Source organism: Mycolicibacterium sp. XJ870 (genome assembly GCF_053483975.1).
The window spans coordinates 270,436-287,787 of sequence record NZ_JBEFTI010000006.1; the positions used below are offsets into that span (position 1 = coordinate 270,436).

Annotated in this window: 16 protein-coding genes; 12 read left to right on the forward strand and 4 right to left on the reverse strand. The window is 66.4% G+C overall.

The window, feature by feature from the left end:
- Positions 1-204: 204 nt before the first annotated feature.
- Together ABQF30_RS22140 and ABQF30_RS22145 are read right to left on the reverse strand one after the other, a co-directional pair.
- Positions 205-3,108: an aminotransferase gene (locus tag ABQF30_RS22140; protein ID WP_448467754.1), complete on the reverse strand. Its 2,904-nt coding sequence runs from the start codon at positions 3,106-3,108 to the stop codon at positions 205-207.
- Positions 3,109-3,117: 9 nt separating this feature from the next.
- Entirely contained in the window at positions 3,118-3,981 is an 864-nt protein-coding gene (locus tag ABQF30_RS22145) for an alpha/beta fold hydrolase (RefSeq protein ID WP_448467756.1), read from the reverse strand.
- 201 nt (positions 3,982-4,182) lie between these two features.
- On the opposite strand from ABQF30_RS22145, the gene ABQF30_RS22150 reads away from it, so the two are divergent.
- Genes ABQF30_RS22150 through ABQF30_RS22165 form a run of 4 tightly spaced genes read left to right on the forward strand, consistent with a single transcriptional unit; the run spans position 4,183 to position 7,697 of the window.
- Positions 4,183-4,809, forward strand: a complete 627-nt coding sequence (locus tag ABQF30_RS22150) for an Rv1363c family protein (RefSeq protein WP_448467758.1) — start codon at positions 4,183-4,185, stop codon at positions 4,807-4,809.
- Positions 4,806-5,537, forward strand: a complete 732-nt coding sequence (locus tag ABQF30_RS22155; protein ID WP_448467759.1) for a hypothetical protein — start codon at positions 4,806-4,808, stop codon at positions 5,535-5,537. The genes ABQF30_RS22150 and ABQF30_RS22155 overlap by 4 nt, the downstream gene beginning before the upstream one ends.
- Positions 5,534-6,439, forward strand: a complete 906-nt coding sequence (locus ABQF30_RS22160) for an alpha/beta fold hydrolase (RefSeq protein ID WP_448467761.1) — start codon at positions 5,534-5,536, stop codon at positions 6,437-6,439. Before ABQF30_RS22155 ends, ABQF30_RS22160 begins: the two co-directional genes overlap by 4 nt.
- Positions 6,440-6,452: 13 nt before the next feature.
- Positions 6,453-7,697, forward strand: coding sequence for a WS/DGAT/MGAT family O-acyltransferase (locus ABQF30_RS22165; RefSeq protein ID WP_448467763.1), 1,245 nt, complete (start codon positions 6,453-6,455; stop codon positions 7,695-7,697).
- On the opposite strand, the gene ABQF30_RS22170 is transcribed toward ABQF30_RS22165, so the two are convergent.
- Positions 7,694-8,293: a TetR/AcrR family transcriptional regulator gene (locus ABQF30_RS22170; protein WP_448467765.1), complete on the reverse strand. Its 600-nt coding sequence runs from the start codon at positions 8,291-8,293 to the stop codon at positions 7,694-7,696. The genes ABQF30_RS22165 and ABQF30_RS22170 overlap by 4 nt on opposite strands.
- A 24-nt stretch (positions 8,294-8,317) precedes the next feature.
- On the opposite strand from ABQF30_RS22170, the gene ABQF30_RS22175 reads away from it, so the two are divergent.
- The 4 genes from ABQF30_RS22175 (at position 8,318) to ABQF30_RS22190 (ending at position 11,851) form a co-directional block, all read left to right on the forward strand.
- Positions 8,318-9,082, forward strand: coding sequence for an SDR family NAD(P)-dependent oxidoreductase (locus ABQF30_RS22175; protein WP_448467767.1), 765 nt, complete (start codon positions 8,318-8,320; stop codon positions 9,080-9,082).
- Between the two features lie 22 nt (positions 9,083-9,104).
- Positions 9,105-9,620 carry a DoxX family protein gene (locus tag ABQF30_RS22180; protein WP_448467769.1) on the forward strand — a complete coding sequence of 172 codons (516 nt, stop codon included), beginning with the start codon at positions 9,105-9,107 and terminating at the stop codon, positions 9,618-9,620.
- A gap of 118 nt (positions 9,621-9,738) precedes the next feature.
- Entirely contained in the window at positions 9,739-11,484 is a 1,746-nt protein-coding gene (locus ABQF30_RS22185; protein WP_448467771.1) for a DUF3556 domain-containing protein, read from the forward strand.
- Positions 11,468-11,851 carry a hypothetical protein gene (locus ABQF30_RS22190; RefSeq protein WP_448467773.1) on the forward strand — a complete coding sequence of 128 codons (384 nt, stop codon included), beginning with the start codon at positions 11,468-11,470 and terminating at the stop codon, positions 11,849-11,851. The genes ABQF30_RS22185 and ABQF30_RS22190 overlap by 17 nt, the downstream gene beginning before the upstream one ends.
- A gap of 9 nt (positions 11,852-11,860) precedes the next feature.
- Here ABQF30_RS22190 and ABQF30_RS22195 read toward each other — a convergent pair whose 3' ends face one another.
- Positions 11,861-12,652 carry a FadR/GntR family transcriptional regulator gene (locus tag ABQF30_RS22195; RefSeq protein ID WP_448467775.1) on the reverse strand — a complete coding sequence of 264 codons (792 nt, stop codon included), beginning with the start codon at positions 12,650-12,652 and terminating at the stop codon, positions 11,861-11,863.
- A 150-nt stretch (positions 12,653-12,802) separates the two neighbouring features.
- Here ABQF30_RS22195 and ABQF30_RS22200 point away from each other — a divergent pair, with 150 nt between their 5' ends.
- The 4 genes from ABQF30_RS22200 (at position 12,803) to ABQF30_RS22215 (ending at position 17,293) form a co-directional block, all read left to right on the forward strand.
- Entirely contained in the window at positions 12,803-14,119 is a 1,317-nt protein-coding gene (locus ABQF30_RS22200; protein ID WP_448467777.1) for an acetyl-CoA hydrolase/transferase family protein, read from the forward strand.
- 79 nt (positions 14,120-14,198) lie between these two features.
- The gene (locus ABQF30_RS22205; RefSeq protein ID WP_448467779.1) at positions 14,199-15,344 is read left to right on the forward strand and encodes a thiolase family protein; all 1,146 of its coding nucleotides are present in this window, start codon (positions 14,199-14,201) and stop codon (positions 15,342-15,344) included.
- The gene (locus tag ABQF30_RS22210) at positions 15,341-16,144 is read left to right on the forward strand and encodes an enoyl-CoA hydratase-related protein (RefSeq protein ID WP_448467781.1); all 804 of its coding nucleotides are present in this window, start codon (positions 15,341-15,343) and stop codon (positions 16,142-16,144) included. The genes ABQF30_RS22205 and ABQF30_RS22210 overlap by 4 nt, the downstream gene beginning before the upstream one ends.
- Positions 16,145-16,150: 6 nt before the next feature.
- Positions 16,151-17,293 carry an acyl-CoA dehydrogenase family protein gene (locus ABQF30_RS22215; protein ID WP_448467783.1) on the forward strand — a complete coding sequence of 381 codons (1,143 nt, stop codon included), beginning with the start codon at positions 16,151-16,153 and terminating at the stop codon, positions 17,291-17,293.
- The last annotated feature ends 59 nt before the right edge of the window (positions 17,294-17,352 follow it).

Here is a 17,352-nt window from a genome sequence, read left to right on the forward strand (position 1 = left end):
GGCCCTGTGACGAGTGTGTCGGTTTCTGTGGATTTTTCTCCTCGATCACATCGATAACCTGCACGCTCGGCACAGCGCCACCAACCGGGTATTGCCCAGGACATGCCCCAGAAATCGGAGCGGGCCAGCCAGCACCCATCCGGCGTTGAGCGTGCTGGTCGGCTCCACTGTCCGGGCGATCACAGATCCCCGGAACACCCGACGTCACCAGCCTTCGGTGAGAACCCTGTCCAGTGTGTCGACATAGAAGTCCGCGGCTTCTGTGTCAATGCACAGTGGTGGCTTGGTTTTGAGGATGTTCTGATGATCTCCCGTGGGCTGGATGATCACCCCGAGTTCGAGCATGCGATCGCAGATCAAGGCGGTCTCTTCTGACGCGGGCTCCAAAGTCTCTGGGTCCCGGACCATTTCGACACCCAGGTACAGGCCTACGCCATGCACGGTTCCGATGATCGGATGCTTCGCGGCCAAGGCTTGCAGCCGCGACTTCAGATGGCCACCGACGCGGGAGGCGTTCTGCTGCAGGCGTTCGTCGTGCAGGACGTCGAGCACGGTCATGCCTATGGCGCACGACAGCGGGCTGCCGCCGGTCGAGGAGAAGAAGTACCCCTGGCTGCGGAATGCGTCGGCGATCGCCCGACTTGTGACGACGGCGCCCAGCGGATAGCCGTTGCCGGTCGACTTCGCCATCGACACGATGTCGGGCACCACGCCCTGTTGCTGGAAGCCCCAGAACCATTCGCCCAGACGGCCGTAGCCCACCTGGACCTCGTCGGCGACGGCATACCCACCGGCGGCACGCACCGCGGCGTACACCTGTTCCAGGTAGCCATCGGGCAGGGCCATCCCGCCGGCGTTGCCGTACACGGTCTCGCAGATGAACGCCGCGGGGGACCGCCCGTCCGCGATCAACTGCTCGATCTGAGCGACCGCCTCGATGGCGTAGCGGCCAACTTCGGCACCGCGGTACTTCCCGCGAAAGCTGTTCGGCGATTCCACGGTGTGCACCCAATCCGGCCTGGTGGCAAGGGCATTCGGATTGTCGGCCGTCGATGTGGACACGGCGTCGGTGCCGTACGTCCAACCGTGGTAGGCCTCGCGCATCGCAACCACATCGGGGCTGCCCGCCGCCGCGATCGCCAGCCGCAGCGCCAGATCGCTGGCCTCCGAACCGGAGTTCACCAGGAACACGCTGTCCAAAGGGTCGGGCAGCAGTGCGGCGAGACGTTCACTGAACTCGACCACCGCGGCATAGTTGAACCGCGAGTTCGTGTTCAACTTCCGCAACTGCCGCCCCGCGGCTTCCGCCACGCGGGGATGCGCATGCCCCAGCACAGTCACGTTGTTGACCATGTCGAGATAGCAGCGCCCGCTCGTCGACATCAGGTAATGCCGCCACCCACGTTCAATCCGGGGCGGCTCGCGGTAGTAGTGCTCCTGCACCGGTGCGAACGCCCGGTCGCGTCGGGCCATCAGGCCCGCGTCGACAGTCGACGCTGCCAACGCAGGCAAGCCGAGCAGCGGGCGCGGATCCACGCTCAGTGCCAGCCAGCCGGGCGCCAACCGGGGTGTCGTCAGCGTCGGCGCCACCGGCGATCCCACAGGGCGCACAGCGAGCTCGATCCGGCGTCCGGCCTCTGCCACGCCAAGCGCATCCGTTGTGGCAGCGGTGATCCCGGTGAGCGTCAGCTCGTGCTCGCGTCCGCGGAACGTCACGCAACCCGGCGTGCGATCCACAACCTCGCCGTCGAACGGCGCAACCAGCTCGAAAGATTCGGCGGGCCACAGGCTGATACCGGTCGGCACCACGGCCGGTTCGTCCTGGCTCAGTGCGGGAGCGCGGGACGGCCGGGGCTGGCCGAACGCGGTCACCACCAGACGTGCCCCGCCAGAGATTGCGGCTCTTGCCAATTCGTCCTCGAAGTCGGAGCGCGCCCAGCCTCCCGGCAGGAACGCCAAGTCCAGGGTGTCAGAGGTGGTCGACAGATCCAGCGTCGCCACGGAGTCGATCCCGGCGATCAACGGCGTCGACGCAGCAAGCGGCGCAGGCCCGGATCCCAGGCCGAGGTCAGCCTTGATCAGCGCCGTCATCACCTCGAAGGGCACCGACGTGGCCTGCTCGAACATCCGCCATTCACCGTCGGACTGTTGTGTGACGTAATCGTTGTCGGGGTCGATGGCGGACTGCTGCGCCCCGCTCACGATCAGCACCGCTGTTCGGAGAACGAGCAACGGCCACAACGCTTCTGCTTCGGCAACGCTGAGCGGTCGGATGTCGTGGAAGGCGCGGATCCCAGGCAGCACGGAGGTGGGGTCGGTGCCGGGATGCTGCAGCACCGAGGACAGCGTGATGGCCAGTTCGCCGACGGCCCAACTGTCGGTCAGATCGCCGAAGTCGATGATTCCGTCGGGATGGACGACGCCGCCCGGGGCGTGCGACACCACCACGTTGGCGTCGGTGAGGTCCATATGGATGGCTTGGCGCGGCAACGCGCCGGCCAGCGGTTCGATGCGGGCCCAGGCCTCGCGGGCGGCGTTCTGCAGTCGGCCGCGACGCGCGGAGCTCTCGACGTAAGAATCCAGCGCCGTGACGACGTCCGCGCCGTAACGCAGATCCCACTGCAGGATCCGGTCGAGTCCCGGATGGCGGAATCCTGCCAGCGCGCGGGTGACTCGGCCGGCCAGCGCGCCCAACTCGGCCACGACGGACGGGCGCATGTAGCCGGACTCGAGCAACGCGCCGCCCGGCAGGTATCGCAGCAGTCGGACGTAGGCGGTGCCGTCAACCAATCCCGTTACCGCCGTACGGGTTTCGCCGTGGTTGTTGGGTAGTGGTACCGCGACGCGCAGGTCGGGTTCGGCGTGGGCGATCAAGTCTGCCGCAAGGTCCTGGGCCGCCAGTTCGGTTTCGTCGAAAGCCGGGTTGGCGATCTTGAGCACACCGAGGATCTCGTCGCCCTGACTGACCAGGAAGTTCTTGTCCTGCTGGCTGCCCAGCGATTCCGCCCGCGCCTGCAAGCCGAAGTGAGTACTGAGGATGTGCTCGGCCTGAGACTCGCTGACTTGGGGGGCCGGTAGCTCGGGTTCAGCTAGAAAGTTGAAGCCCACGGTCGGCGGTCAGCGGCCGACGAACTCGACGACGACCTCGGTGAAGGCGTCGTTGTCGTCACCGGCAGCGGTATGCCCGGCGTCGGGCAACTCGACAAACTCTGTGGCAGGCACCTTGTCCAGGAAATCCTGGACACCCTCGGCGCTCACCACGTCGGACAATTTGCCGCGGATGAGCAGGATCGGAATCGTCAGGTTGACCGCTGCCTGCTCCAACTTCTCCACCCGGACGAACGGATCGTCCTCGGGCTTGGTCAGGAACGCCGGATCCCAATGCCAGTACCACCGGCCGTCACGCAGCCGCAGATTCTTCTTCAACCCCTCCGGGCTCCGCGGCTTGGTGCGGTAGGGCAGGTAGGCCGCGACGGCATCGGCGGCCTCGTCCAACGAGTCGAAGCCGTGCACGTGGTTGAACATGAAATCGCGGATGCGCGCGCTGCCGGACTTCTCGAATCGGGGCACCACGTCGACGAGCACGAGTTTCGTCACCAGATCCGGCCCGGCCTCATGGGCCGCGAGGATGCCGGTCAATCCGCCCATGCTGGCGCCGATCAGCACAGCTGGGCGGCCGACCTGATACAGCACCTGCAGCACGTCGCCGCACAGCGATTCCACCGTGTAGTTCGCGCTGAGAGAGCGGTCGCTGTCGCCATGTCCGCGGGAGTCCAGCGCGATCACATGCAGCCCGCTGTCGGCCAGGATCTGGCCCGTGTTCTTCCAGGAGAACCGGTTCTGGCCGCCACCGTGCAACAGCAGCACAGTCGGGCGGTCCGCTGCTGAATCGGCGCCCTTGTTCCATTCGTCGCCGACCAGCTGCAGGTCGTCGACCCCCCGAAACGTGACGGTGTGTAATTCGCTGTGTGCAGTGCTCACGGACATCCTCTCGGCGGGCTCCCGCAGTCACGTTACCGAGCCGGGATTCTGCCTAGTCTGCGACCCGTTGCGGGCCCGATCTCCCTACAATCTCCGATCGTGCTGCCGGTACCGCCGATGACGGTGTGACCGCCGCCACGTACGTTGGATCGCGCGCGCACGGCGCGCGTGCGATCAGCAGTGCCACCGAGGAGCAGATGTATGGCAGACGACAGCCCCGACGCCGAGGCGGTCGAGTCGGCAGAGGTCGAGGAGTCGGACCGCTCCGCCGCCGAAACGGCGGAGCCAAAGGGCGAGGTAGAGGCCCAGGGCGCGAGCGCCGAGGACGACGAATCTCGCGCACCGTGGTCCCACAGGAGGCTGGGTGCTCTGGTCGGTCTGGCGGTAGTCGTGGTGCTGGCGGGGCTGACCGGATGGCTCGGCTACGAGGCCTACCAGTCGCACCGCACCGAGCAGCAGCGGGAGATGTTCCTGGATGCGGGCCGGGAGGCCGCGCTGCGGCTCACCAACGTCGGTTGGGAAACTGCGGACGTCGATGTTCAGCGGGTACTCGACTCGGCGACCGGCAAGTTCTACGACGACTTCCAGAAGCGGGCGGATTCCTATCTCGAGGTCGTCAAACAGGTGAAGTCGAAGTCGGAGGGCACCATCACCGGCTTGGCATTGGAGCCGGTCTCCGATGGTGAGGCCAAGGTGCTCGCCTCGGTCACCATCAAGTCGACCAACGCGGGCGTACCCGAACAGGCGCCCCAGTACTGGCGGATGCTGTTGACGGTGCAGAAGAACGACGGCCTGGCAAAGGTTTCCGAAGTGGAGTTCGTCGAATGAGCGGTAGGCACAGCTTCAGGGCGTTCGAGCAGGCGGACGAGGAGCGCGAGGACGAGGAGCGCGAGGCGAAGTCGGCCGACGACGTCACTGACGAAGCGGCCACCGACGCAGACACCAGCGTCGAGGACGTGAACACCGACGCCGAAACCGAGACGCCCGCTGAGCGTGAAGAAACCGCTGACGCCGAAGAAACCGAGGCCCCCGAGGAGCCCCAGGAACCCGAGGACCCGGGCCGCCGGACCAACTGGTCCCGGGTCGCGGTCGTCGTGGTGCTGCCCGCGCTTGCTCTGCTGTTGGCCGCCGGATCGGCATTCCTGAAATGGCAGATCGGGTGGGAACGTGGAAGTGCCGCCGCCGCAACCGAATCGGTCGAGGCAGCCAAGGATATCACCACGCAGATGCTGTCCTACGAGCCCGCCACCGTCGAGCAGCAACTCAACTCGGTGCGCGAGCGACTGACCGGAGAGTTTCTCGACACCTACACCGAGATGATCAACACGGCCATCATTCCCGGGGCGACGGCTCAGAACATCACCGCAGTTGCTGACGTGCCGTCGGCAGGCTCGGTTTCCGCCAGCCCCCACCGCGCCGAAGTGCTGCTGTACCTGAACCAGTCGGTCATGGTGGGCGATCAGGCACCGCAGAAGACTCCGTCGACCGTGCGAGCCACGATGGTGCATGAGGATGGCCGTTGGTTGATGTCCCAATTCGAGCCGGTGAAGCCATGACCGAGCCACGCTGGCTGGATGTCAACGGTCCCGCCGTACAGCTGCGGGCGCTGGTCTGGGGCCCCGACGACGGTCCGGTTGCGCTGTGCCTGCACGGTTTTCCTGACACCGCCTACGGCTGGCGCAAGGTCGCGCCGGTGCTGGCCGACGCCGGCTGGAAAGTGGTGGCACCGTTCTCGCGTGGCTACGTTCCATCGTCGATCCCAACGGACGGCAGCTACCACGTCGGCGCCCTCATGGACGACGCCCTGCGACTCCTGGATGCGGCCGGGCCCACCGGGCGCGATGTCCTCGTCGGGCACGACTGGGGTGCCATCGCCGGGGCCGGGTTGGCGGCCATGCCGGAGAGCCCCTTCAGTAAGTCGGTGATCATGTCGGTGCCGCCGGCGGCGTCATTCCGGCCGCTGGGCCGCTTGTCCAACGGCGGCAGGCTGGCTGCGCAGTTACCGCGCCAGTTGCTGCGTAGCTGGTACATCATGTACTTCCAATTGCCTTGGCTACCAGACCGATCGGCATCCTGGGTGGTGCCCCGGTTGTGGCGGCAGTGGTCGCCTGGGTACGACGCCCGCGACGACGTGCGGCATGTCGACGCCGCCATCGGCGCCCCCGCGCGGTGGCAGGCCGCGCTCGGCTATTACCGGGCAACGATGCGCGGGACCAAACCCCCGGCCCAGTATGCCGACCTGCATCAGCACTGGTTGTCGCCGCCGGTGTTGCCGACGCTGTACCTGCACGGTACCGAGGATGGTTGCGCAACACCGGAGTACGCCCGCTGGGTGCAGAACATTCTGCCCGACGGCAGCGCGGTGAGCATCGTCGAACGGGCAGGCCACTTTCTGCAGCTGGAGCAGCCGGACGTGGTGGCCGGCCGGATCCTGGACTTCATCGGCAGTGCCCGCTAGGTCTCTGCCCCGGATGGCTGCCGTCGATGCCCAGAGTCACTGGATATCGGCGAAGATTCCCAACGACCAGTTTCTCCTATACGGGTTCGCGGGCGTGCCAACGGATCTCGATGCAGTGCTGGACGCGATCCGGGCCAGGGCAGGCAGCTGTCCCGAGCTGACGGTCCGGGTGAGCGATGACAGCAGGCTGAGGTATCCGGCCTGGGTGCGGTGTCGGGTCGATGACGACCGGTTCGTCGTACACGATCTCGGCGAGATCGACTGGCACACATGTCTGGACGCGGTCAGTCGGTTGGCCGACCATCAGCTCGACGCGACCAACGCAACCTGGCGCCTGCACGTGTTCCCCGGAGTGCACGGGGTGCCGGGCGCCGACGGGCCCGGGACGGTGGCGGTGCTGCAGGCGACGCACGCGCTTGCCGACGGCATCCGATGCTCGGCGTTGGCCGCGTGGCTGTTCGGCAGGCCGGAACCGGTAGCGGCCGTGCCGTCGCAGCCCTTTGTCGGCGCCACCCTGCCCTGGCGGGCTGTGCGGGCCGCCCGCACCCATCGTCAACTGGTCCGCGACGAAGACTCCGGAGCGGTTCCCCGGCAAGCAGAATCCAGACCGGTCCGGCGCACCAACGCCAAGCCGACGGGACCACGCCGAGTGCGCACCGTCGTGCGGAAGCGTGCGCAGATCGCGGGGCCGACGGTGACCGTCGGTGTGCTGGCCGCGGTTTCCACCGCGCTGAGTGCCCATTTGCGTGCGCTCGGCGAGGACTCCGACGGGCTGGGCGCCGAGGTGCCGATGGCGAAAGCCGGTGCCCGGCATGCGCACAACCATTTCGGTAACGTCGGTATCGGCCTCTATCCGGAGCTGGGAGAGCCAGACCGCACCGCGCGTATCGTGCACGACCTCGCCGAGCGTCGCCGTCGGGCCCGGCATCCGGCGATGGTTGCGGCCGGACGCGCGTTCGAGGCCACGCCCGCACCGCTATTGCGTTGGGGGATCGCACAATTCGATCCGACCGTGCGGTCCCCGCTGGTGACCGGCAACACCGTCGTCTCCAGCGTCAACCGAGGTGCCGCGGATCTGCATTTCGGCACCGCGCCCGTGGTGGTCACGGCCGGCTACCCCGCGCTGTCACCGATGATGGGCGTCACGCACGGTGTGCACGGCATCGGTGACACCGTCGCGATCAGCGTGCACGCCGCCGAGTCGGCGGTCGCGGACATCGACGCCTATGTCGCGCGGTTGGAGCGCGCTCTCGGCTAGCCCGGGCGCAGCGAAGCGATCCCGACGTCCAGAGCGGCCTCAAGATAGCTCAGGTCCCCGGTGGCCAGCATCATGCCGACCCCGCCCTGGATGCCGGCGAGCAGTGCGGCCGCCACCCGCTCGGCGTCGAAGTCGGCGACCTTCCCTCGTTTCTGCATGTGTCGGATGCCCGCGGTGATCTCGTCGTGCCACTGGCGCAGCAGGGCTTTCGTGACGGCCTGCGCACCGGGGGTGCTGCGGCCGATCTCCGACATCAGCATGCTGAGCGGGCAACTCTGCCCTTGGCGCCGGTAGCGGTCCACGACCGCGTCCCGCCAGCGCTGCCAGGCCGCCCACGACGTCAGCTCGCCCAGGTAAGGCTGCTGATCTTCGAGCACCATCCGGGCCTCGTGTTCGGCCACTGCGAGCATCAGCTGGTCCTTGCCCTCGGGGAAGTAGTGGAACAGTTGGCTTTTGGAGGTCTGCGTGCGGGCCCGGATGTCGTCCAGCGTGGTCTCGCCCACGCCGCGGCTGCGGATCTCGGCCGCCGCACCCTCGATGATGCGCTGGCGGGTCGCCTGGCCCTTGGCGGTGAAGTTCTGGACTTGCAGGTCCATTTTCAGCGTCCTATACCTGGACTCATGAGTCCAAAGAATACGCGGCTTGCAGGCCGCACAGCATTGATCACGGGGTCCACCGGAGGCTTGGGCGTCGCTGTCGCGGCTGCCCTGGCGGCACACGGCGCATTCGTCGTCGTCAGCGGTCGTAACAAAGAGCGCGGCGACGCCGTCGTTGCCGATATCCGTGCGGCCGGTGGTCGGGCCGAGTTCGTGGCGGCCGACCTCGGGGCCGGGGAAGCCGAGGTGCGCCGGTTGGCCGAGCAGGCAGTCGCGGCGGCAGGCGGGCAGCTCGACATCCTGGTCAACAACGCCGCATCGTGGGCGATGCCGGAACCGTCCGAGCAGATCTCCGAGGAGATTCTGCTGGAGTCCTACCGGACCAACGTCATCGCGCCGTTCTTGCTCACCGGAGCACTGGTGCCGGCTATGGCCCGGCGGGGCCACGGTGCCGTCGTCAACATCGGCTCGATCAACGGCTTGATCGGTGGTGACAAATCGGCGCTGTACTCCTCCACCAAGGCGGCCGTGCACTCGCTGACGAAGTCGTGGGCGGCCGAGTACGGCCCGCTTGGTGTGCGGGTGAACGCGGTGGCCCCCGGACCGATCGCGACCGAACGCGCGGCCGACGTAGCAGACCATGTCGCGCCGGTGCTGGCGCGCATCCCGTCGCGGCGGATGAGTACGCCCGAGGAAGTCGCCGCAGCGGTGGTTTTCCTGGCAAGCGACGACGCCGCGAACATCCACGGCGCGATCCTCAGTGTGGATGGGGGCTGGGCAGCGGCTTAACAGATGTCCTAGATTCTGTTACATGGCTTCTGATACCGCGATCCTGATCCTGCGTGTGGTGCTTGGTCTGACCATGGCAGCACACGGCTACAACAAGTTCTTCGGCGGTGGACGGATCCCCGGCACTGCAGGCTGGTTCGAGAGCATCGGCATGAAGCCGGGCATGTTCCACGCCAGGGTCGCAGCCAGCACCGAGATCGCGGCCGGTCTCGGGCTGGCGCTGGGCCTGCTCACGCCCGTGCCTGCGGCAGGGTTCGTCGCCCTGATGCTGGTGGCGGCGTGGACGGTGCACCGGGCCAACGGCTTCTTCATCGTCAAGGAGGGCTGGGAGTACAACCTGATCCTCGCGGTCGCCGCGATCGCGATCGCGGGCCTCGGTGCGGGCCGCTACAGCCTGGACTACGTCCTGTTCTCGAGCACCGGCTTCTACGACTGGCTGCATGGCTGGTGCGGGCTGGCGATCGCGGTGGTCCTCGGACTGGCCGGCGGCATCGGCCAACTGGTCGTCTTCTACCGGCCCCCGGCGAAGACGGGCTAGCTTTCCCCGCTAGCTTTTCCCGCGAGCAGCCGCTCCGGTACCCGAAAACGGCCGTTCTTCGGTACCCAAGTGTCTGTTCGCGTGAGGTCGGACTAGAACACGTTCTAATCTGTCGGGCATGGGCTTTCTCAAACAAGAGACTCCTGTCATCAACTTCGAGGAGTGGAGCAAGGGCACCCGCGCTGAGAAGATCCAGCCGATGGCCCGGCACTGGGCAGAGGTCGGTTTCGGCGCACCGGTCGCACTGCACCTGTTCTATGTGATCAAGATCGGGCTTTACATCCTCGGCGCCTGGCTGGTGGTGCTGACGACGACGGGCATCGACGGCTTCACCAACGTCGGGGATTGGTGGACCGAGCCGATCGTCTTCGAAAAGGTCGTGCTCTACACCATGCTGTTCGAGGTCGTCGGCCTCGGCTGCGGCTTCGGCCCGCTCAACAACCGGTTCTTCCCACCCATGGGATCGATCCTGTACTGGTTGCGGCCCAAGACCATTCGGCTGCCACCCTGGCCGAACCGGGTGCCGCTGACCAAGGGCGACAGCCGCACGGTGTTCGACGTCGCGCTGTATGCGGCCCTGCTCGTGGTGCTGTTGGTGGCATTGTTCTCCGACGGCACCGGGTCCGTGCCGGCACTGGGCACCGAGGTCGGTGTGCTGCCGATGTGGCAGATCTGGGCGGTCCTGGTGCTGCTGGCGCTGGCCGGACTGCGCGACAAGGTCATCTTCCTGGCCGCCCGGGGCGAGGTGTACGCCTCGTTCACCGTCGCCTTCCTGTTCGCCGGCTACGGCGTCGACATGATCCTGGCCGCCAAATTGGTCTGCATGGTGATCTGGATCGGCGCGGCGACCTCCAAGCTCAACAAGCACTTCCCGTTCGTCATCTCGACGATGATGAGCAACAACCCGGTGTTCCGGCCGCGGTTCATCAAGCGGGCATTCTTCGAGCACTTCCCGGACGATCTGCGGCCGGGCCGCCCGTCGCGGTTGCTCGCGCATCTCAGCACGGCGATCGAGATGCTGGTGCCGCTTGTCCTGTTCTTCTCACACGGCGGCTGGCCGACCGCGATCGCCGCGTTCGTGATGATCTGCTTCCACTTCGGCATCCTCAGCTCTATCCCGATGGGCGTGCCGCTGGAGTGGAACGTCTTCATGATCTTCTGCGTCGTCACGCTGTTCGTCGGCCACGCCGATCTCGGTCTGTCGGATCTGAGCACACCGCTCCCGGTGGTGCTGTTCGTCGTGTTGGCGGGGATCGTGGCATTGGGAAACCTGTTCCCGCGCAAGATCTCCTTCCTGCCGGGCATGCGCTATTACGCGGGCAACTGGGACACCACGCTGTGGTGCATCAGGGGGTCCGCCGAGGAGAAGATCGCCAAGGGCATCGTCGCGATCGCCAGCATGCCGCAGGCGCAGTTGGAGCGGTTCTACGGCAGCAAGGAGGCCGCGCAGATCCCGCAGTACATGGGGTACGCGTTCCGCGCTTTCAACACTCACGGTCGGGCCCTGTTCACACTCGCGCACCGCGCGATGGCCGGGCAGAACGAGGACGATTACACCCTGACCGACGGGGAGCGGCTGGTGTCCACGGCCATCGGATGGAACTTCGGCGACGGTCACATGAGCAATGAGCAACTCGTGGCCGCGCTGCAGAAGCGGTGTCAATTCGAACCCGGCGAGGTGCGGATCGTGATGCTCGATGCGCAACCGATTCATCGGCAGGCCCAGCAGTACCGGCTGGTCGACGCGGCCACCGGCGAGTTCGAGCGGGGTTACGTCAAGGTCGCCGACATGGTGACGCGTCAACCGTGGGATGACACCCTGCCGGTGTACGTCGACCACGCCTTGAATGACCAAGCCACCTGAGCCGGTTGCGGTTTGGGTTGACGAGGCCGGGCGGCTGATGAGTGAGCTCGGTGGCGTCGACACCGGGTGCATGGCCACCGTTCGTGCGGGGCACTGTCCGCAGCGCCGGCAATGCGTCCTGCTGTATCGCGCGCCGGGCCCCCGGTTGATCTACGGGGAGCTGATGTCAAACGTCGACGACGAGGCCGGCATCTATCTGGAAACCCACGCCAAACACCTTGCAGCGGATCTCATCTCGATCACAGTGGACCACGTGGGCGCGGACGGGCCCCCAGGAAGTTGGCGGTACCGGCTGCTGCCCATGCGGTGGAAGACCGCCGATGGTTGGCGGGATACCGATGCGCGGCTTGCGGTGTGGCCCGACTAGGCCCGAACGTCAGCCCATCACGTCGCGGACCTTCACCGTCTCGATACCCTGCAACAGCAGGCCACGAGCGGTGTCGAGGTGCTTGCGCCAATGCGCTTCGGCTGCGGCGCCGTCACCTGAGCGCATGATCTGCATGAGCTTGCGGTAGGACCGCATGAGCTTCTCGTAGTCGGCTTTGGACACCGGGCGCCGCTCCTTGAACAGAAACGCGGTGTGACGCACGGTGATCTCGTGCAACATGCCGGCGATGATGCCGAGCGTGGCGTTGCCCGACAGCTCGACCACGCGGCGGTGGAAGTCCCCGGTGGTCTCGGCCAGACGATCCGATTGCCAATCGGTCGGAAGATGCTCTTCGAGCATCTGGTCCAGCTCGGCGAACGCCTCCTCGGAGCCGTTCTCGGCGAGCAACCGGGCGGCCATCGGCTCGATCGCCGCGCGCGCCACCATGACGTCGGCGATATCGGCGCCGGAGAGCTCGAGCAACAGGCCGGCAGGGCGAGCGACGATCTCCGGGCCGGGAACGCGCACCCTGGCTCCGGTGCGGGACCCGCGACGCACCTCGACCAGGCGCTCGGACTCCAGCACCCGCACCGCCTCGCGCAGCGTCGGGCGGCTGACGCCGAAATGCTCCATCAGCTCGGCCTCGTTGGGCAGGAAGTCGCCCTCTTTCAGTTGGCCGTCGACGACCATGCGACGTAGCGTGCCTGCGACAAGCTCGGCGGTCTTGGGTGACCGGACGGCGGCTCGGGACGCGACAGCGTCCGGGCCGATCATCGGGGCCAATGGTGTACTGCGAGCCACTGCACCTCCTTGACGGTCGACTGCGCACTCAGCTGTGCAACTCAGTAAACCATGTGCGGTAACGATGCTTGATCGAACTCGGCCGACGACTCGAAAAGGCGCTCGGCGAATTCGACAGGTCGGCCGGGCACGCATGGCAGGGTGTCGGCCATGGCAGAGGAGTTGACCCCCGAGGCGGCCGCTATGCGGCTGGAGACCGCCGACACGCTGGGCATGCCGCTCGGCCCCGGCCAACCGCCGGCGTTCCTGCGCGCGCTCGGGATGCGGACGGATTGGACCGACCTGCGGGTCTACGGTGCACTGCTCGCCGTCGGCACAGAACTCTTCTCGCGCAAAGGTGTTCATTACCTCTCGGGTTTCTATGGTCCGCTGGAGCGGGCGTTGCGCGATGCGGGCGCGGACATCGAGTTCACGCCCGCGGACTTCCGTCGTTTCGGGCCGCTGCTGCAGCGTCGATCGCCACGTGTCATGACGACGGTCGCCGCGACGCCCGACGCCGATGGTTGGTGCTCGCTGTCGCTGCACGCAGGTGGCACGGTCGACGAGTTGCGGCGCGCTGGGGCAGACCCGCAACGGTTACTCGTCGTCGAGGTATCCGGCCAATTTCCGCGGACTTTCGGAATAGGTGAGCAGTACCGCCATGCGCTGCACGTCGATGAGATCGATGTGATGGTGCATTCGGAGGACGCGCCCATCGCGCTACCGGAACCGCCGCCGACAGACGCTGACAGGGCGATCGCCCGGCACGCGGTCGGGTTCATCGGCTCAGGCGCGACCCTGCAGACGGGAATCGGCTCCATTCCCAGCCAGATCGCTGCGCTGTTGGCCGAGGGGGAGGGCGGTGACTACGGGCTGCACAGCGAGATGTTCACCGATGGCTGCATGCAACTGCACCGCGCAGGCAAGGTCACCAACGCCGTGAAGGGCCAGTACGACGGGGTGAGCGTGACGACGTTCGCGTTCGGTAGCTCGGAGCTCTATACGTGGCTGGACGGCAACGAGGCTGTCGCGTTCCTGCCCGTGGAGATCGTCAACGCACCGGAGGTGATCGGTGCCAACCGCGACATGGTGTCGATCAACGGCGCGCTCGCGGTGGATCTCCAGGGCCAGGTGGTGGCAGACACGATCGACGGCGACCAGTTCAGCGGCATCGGAGGCGCCGAGGATTTCGTGGCGGGCGCCGGACTCGAGCTGTCGGACCGGTCGCTGATCTGCCTGCCCTCGACGTTCAAAAAGGACGGCGTCCAGCAGTCCCGGATCGTGCCGAGGTTCGGGCCGGGGGCGGTCATCACGACGCCGCGGCATCAGGTCGACGTGATCGTCACCGAGTACGGGGCCGCCGAACTGGAAGGCCTCTCTGTGCGGGAGCGTGGGCAAGCGCTGGCGGCGATCGCTCACCCGCTCTTCCGGGACGACCTTCTCGCGGCGGCGGAACGGGCGGGAAAAGGCACCGCGCGGCCGCAGTAGCCCTACCAACCAGTAGGTTGACCTAGTAAACCATGTTCGTTTACGTTGTGCGTAAAGCCGATCCAATGAAGGAGAAGTCATGGCTGAAGCCGTCATCGTCGAGGCAGTTCGATCCCCCGTCGGCAAGCGCAACGGTGGTCTGTCGGGTGTCCACCCCGCGGAACTGTCCGCGCAGGTCCTCAACGGTTTGGTCACCCGGGCGGGTGTCGATCCGGCGCTCGTCGACGACGTCATCTGGGGCTGTGTCATGCAGGCCGGTGAGCAGGCGCTGGACATCGGCCGCACCGCGGTGCTGACCGCCGGCTGGCCCGAGTCGGTGCCCGGCGTGACGGTGGACCGCCAGTGTGGTTCCAGCCAGCAGTCGGTGCACTTCGCCGCCGCCGGTGTGGTGGCCGGCCATTACGACGTCGTCGTCGCCGGTGGTGTCGAGTCGATGTCGCGCACCCCGATGGGCGCCTCGCTGGCCAATGGCGGGCACCCCTACCCGGAGGCCTTCCGTGGTCGCTACGAGCAGACCCCGAACCAGGGCGTTGGCGCCGAGATGATCGCGCAGCAGTGGGGCTTCGACCGCGCCACGCTCGACCAGTTCTCCCTGGACTCACACGAAAAGGCAGCTGCTGCACAGGATTCGGGTGCGTTTGACGACCAGATCGTGGCGATCAAAGACCAGGACGGCAATCCTGTCACCAAGGACGAGGGCATCCGCCGTGGCACCACGCTGGAGAAGATGGGCCAGCTCAAGCCGGCGTTCCGGGAGGACGGCGTGATCCACGCCGGCAACTCCAGCCAGATCTCCGACGGCTCAGCCGCGCTGCTGTTCGTGTCCGCCGAGAAGGCCAAGGAACTCGGTCTCAAACCGCTGGCCCGCGTGCACACCGCGGTGCTGGCCGGGGCCGACCCGGTGATCATGCTGACCGCGCCCATCCCCGCCACACAGAAGGCGCTGAAGCGGTCCGGTCTGAGCGTCGACGACATCGGTGCCTTCGAGGTCAATGAGGCATTCGCCCCGGTGCCGCTCGCCTGGCTGAAGGACATCGGTGCCGACGACAAGAAGCTCAATCCCAACGGCGGTGCCATCGCCCTGGGCCACCCGCTCGGCGGATCCGGCGCCCGCATCATGACCACGTTGCTCTACCACATGCGGGACAATGGAATTCGTTACGGCCTGCAGACCATGTGCGAGGGCGGCGGTCAGGCCAACGCGACCATCCTGGAACTACTGTGACCGAAAGTCAGCCGGGCGCAATCATCGAGCGCAAAGGCGCCAACGGGGATGTCCTGCTCATCACGATCAACCGGCCCGACGCACGTAACGCGATCAACTCGTCGGTCAGCATCGCCGTCGGCGACGCGCTGGAAGTTGCGCAGGACGATCCCGAGGTGCGCGCAGTCATCCTCACCGGTGCAGGGGACAAGTCGTTCTGTGCCGGTGCGGATCTCAAGGCGATCTCGCGCGGCGAGAACCTCTTCCATCCTGACCATCCGGAATACGGATTCGCCGGCTACGTCAGCCACTTCATCGACAAGCCGACCATCGCCGCGGTCAACGGCACGGCTCTTGGCGGCGGTACCGAACTGGCGCTGGCGAGTGACCTCGTCGTGGCCGAGGAACGTGCGAAATTCGGTCTGCCAGAAGTCAAACGGGGTTTGATCGCCGGCGCCGGCGGGGTCTTCCGCATCGCCGAGCAGCTGCCTCGCAAGGTCGCGTTGGAGCTGCTGTTCACCGGTGAACCGATCTCGTCGGCCGACGCGCTCAAATGGGGTCTGATCAATCAGGTGGTGCCGGACGGCACGGTCGTCGACGCGGCACTGAAGCTGGCCGAACGGATCACCGGCAACGCACCGCTGGCCGTGCAGGCGAGCAAGCGGGTCGCCTACGGGGCCGACGACGGTGTCGTCCCGGGTGACGAACTGGGCTGGAAGCGCACCAATCGGGAGTTCAGCACCCTGCTGCGCACCGAAGATGCCAAAGAAGGACCGTTGGCGTTCGCCGAAAAACGCCAACCCGTATGGAAAGCCAGATAGGCCAACATGAAACGCACAGTATTCGAAGCCGAACATGAGGCGCTTCGCGAATCGACCCGGCAGTACATCGAGCGTGAGCTCGCCCCCCACGCCGAGAAGTGGGAAGAGCAGCGGATGGTCGACCGGTCGGCGTTCGTCGCCGCCGGAAAGTACGGCCTGATCGGGTTCAACATGCCTGAGGAGTACGGCGGCGGCGGGTCCGATGACTTCCGGTTCAACGCCGTGATCGACGAGGAGCTGGCCCGTTACGGTGGGCCCGCACCGTCGCTGAGCCTTCAGAACGACGTCGTCGCACCGTATTTCAAGCACCTCGCCAACGAGGAGCAGAACAAGCGGTGGATGCCGGGCATCGCCAGTGGCGAGCTGATCCTCGCGGTGGCGATGACCGAGCCCGGCGCAGGCAGCGATCTGGCCGGCATCCGCACCTCCGCCGTGCGCGACGGGGACGACTGGATTGTCAACGGCTCCAAGACGTTCATCTCCTCGGGCATCAACTGCGATCTCGTGGTGGTGGTGTGCCGCACCGATCCCGAGGCCGGACACAAGGGCTTCACGCTGCTCGTCGTGGAGCGTGGGATGGAAGGCTTCACCCGCGGCCGCAAACTCGAGAAGATGGGTCTGCACGCGCAGGACACCTCCGAGCTGCACTTCGAGAATGTCCGGGTGCCGTCGGCCAACGTGCTCGGCCAGGAGGGCAGGGGCTTCTACCACCTGATGCAGAACTTGCCGTCGGAGCGGTTGGGCATCGCGATCTCGGCGATCGCCGGGGCGCGTGAATCCTGGCGCCAGACGCTGCAATACGCCAAGGACCGCAAGGCTTTCGGCCAGTCGATCGGCAACTTCCAGCACAACCGGTTCCTGCTGGCCGAGATGGACACCGAACTCGACGTGTGCGAGCGCTACATCGACCGGTGCCTGCAGGGTGTGCTCGACGGTGACCTCACCGCGGTCGAGGCGGCGAAGGCCAAGTGGTTCTGCACCGAGACCGCCAAGAAGATCATCGACGGCTGCGTGCAGTTGCACGGCGGGTACGGCTACATGATGGAGTACCGCGTGGCCCGCGATTACTGCGACGCCCGCATCCAGACCATCTTCGGTGGCACCACCGAGATCATGAAGGACATCATCGGCAAGGATCTGGGTTTGTAACTTACGGCGAGCAGACGCAAAAGTGCCCCAAAACAAGCGATTTGGGGCCCGTTTGCGTC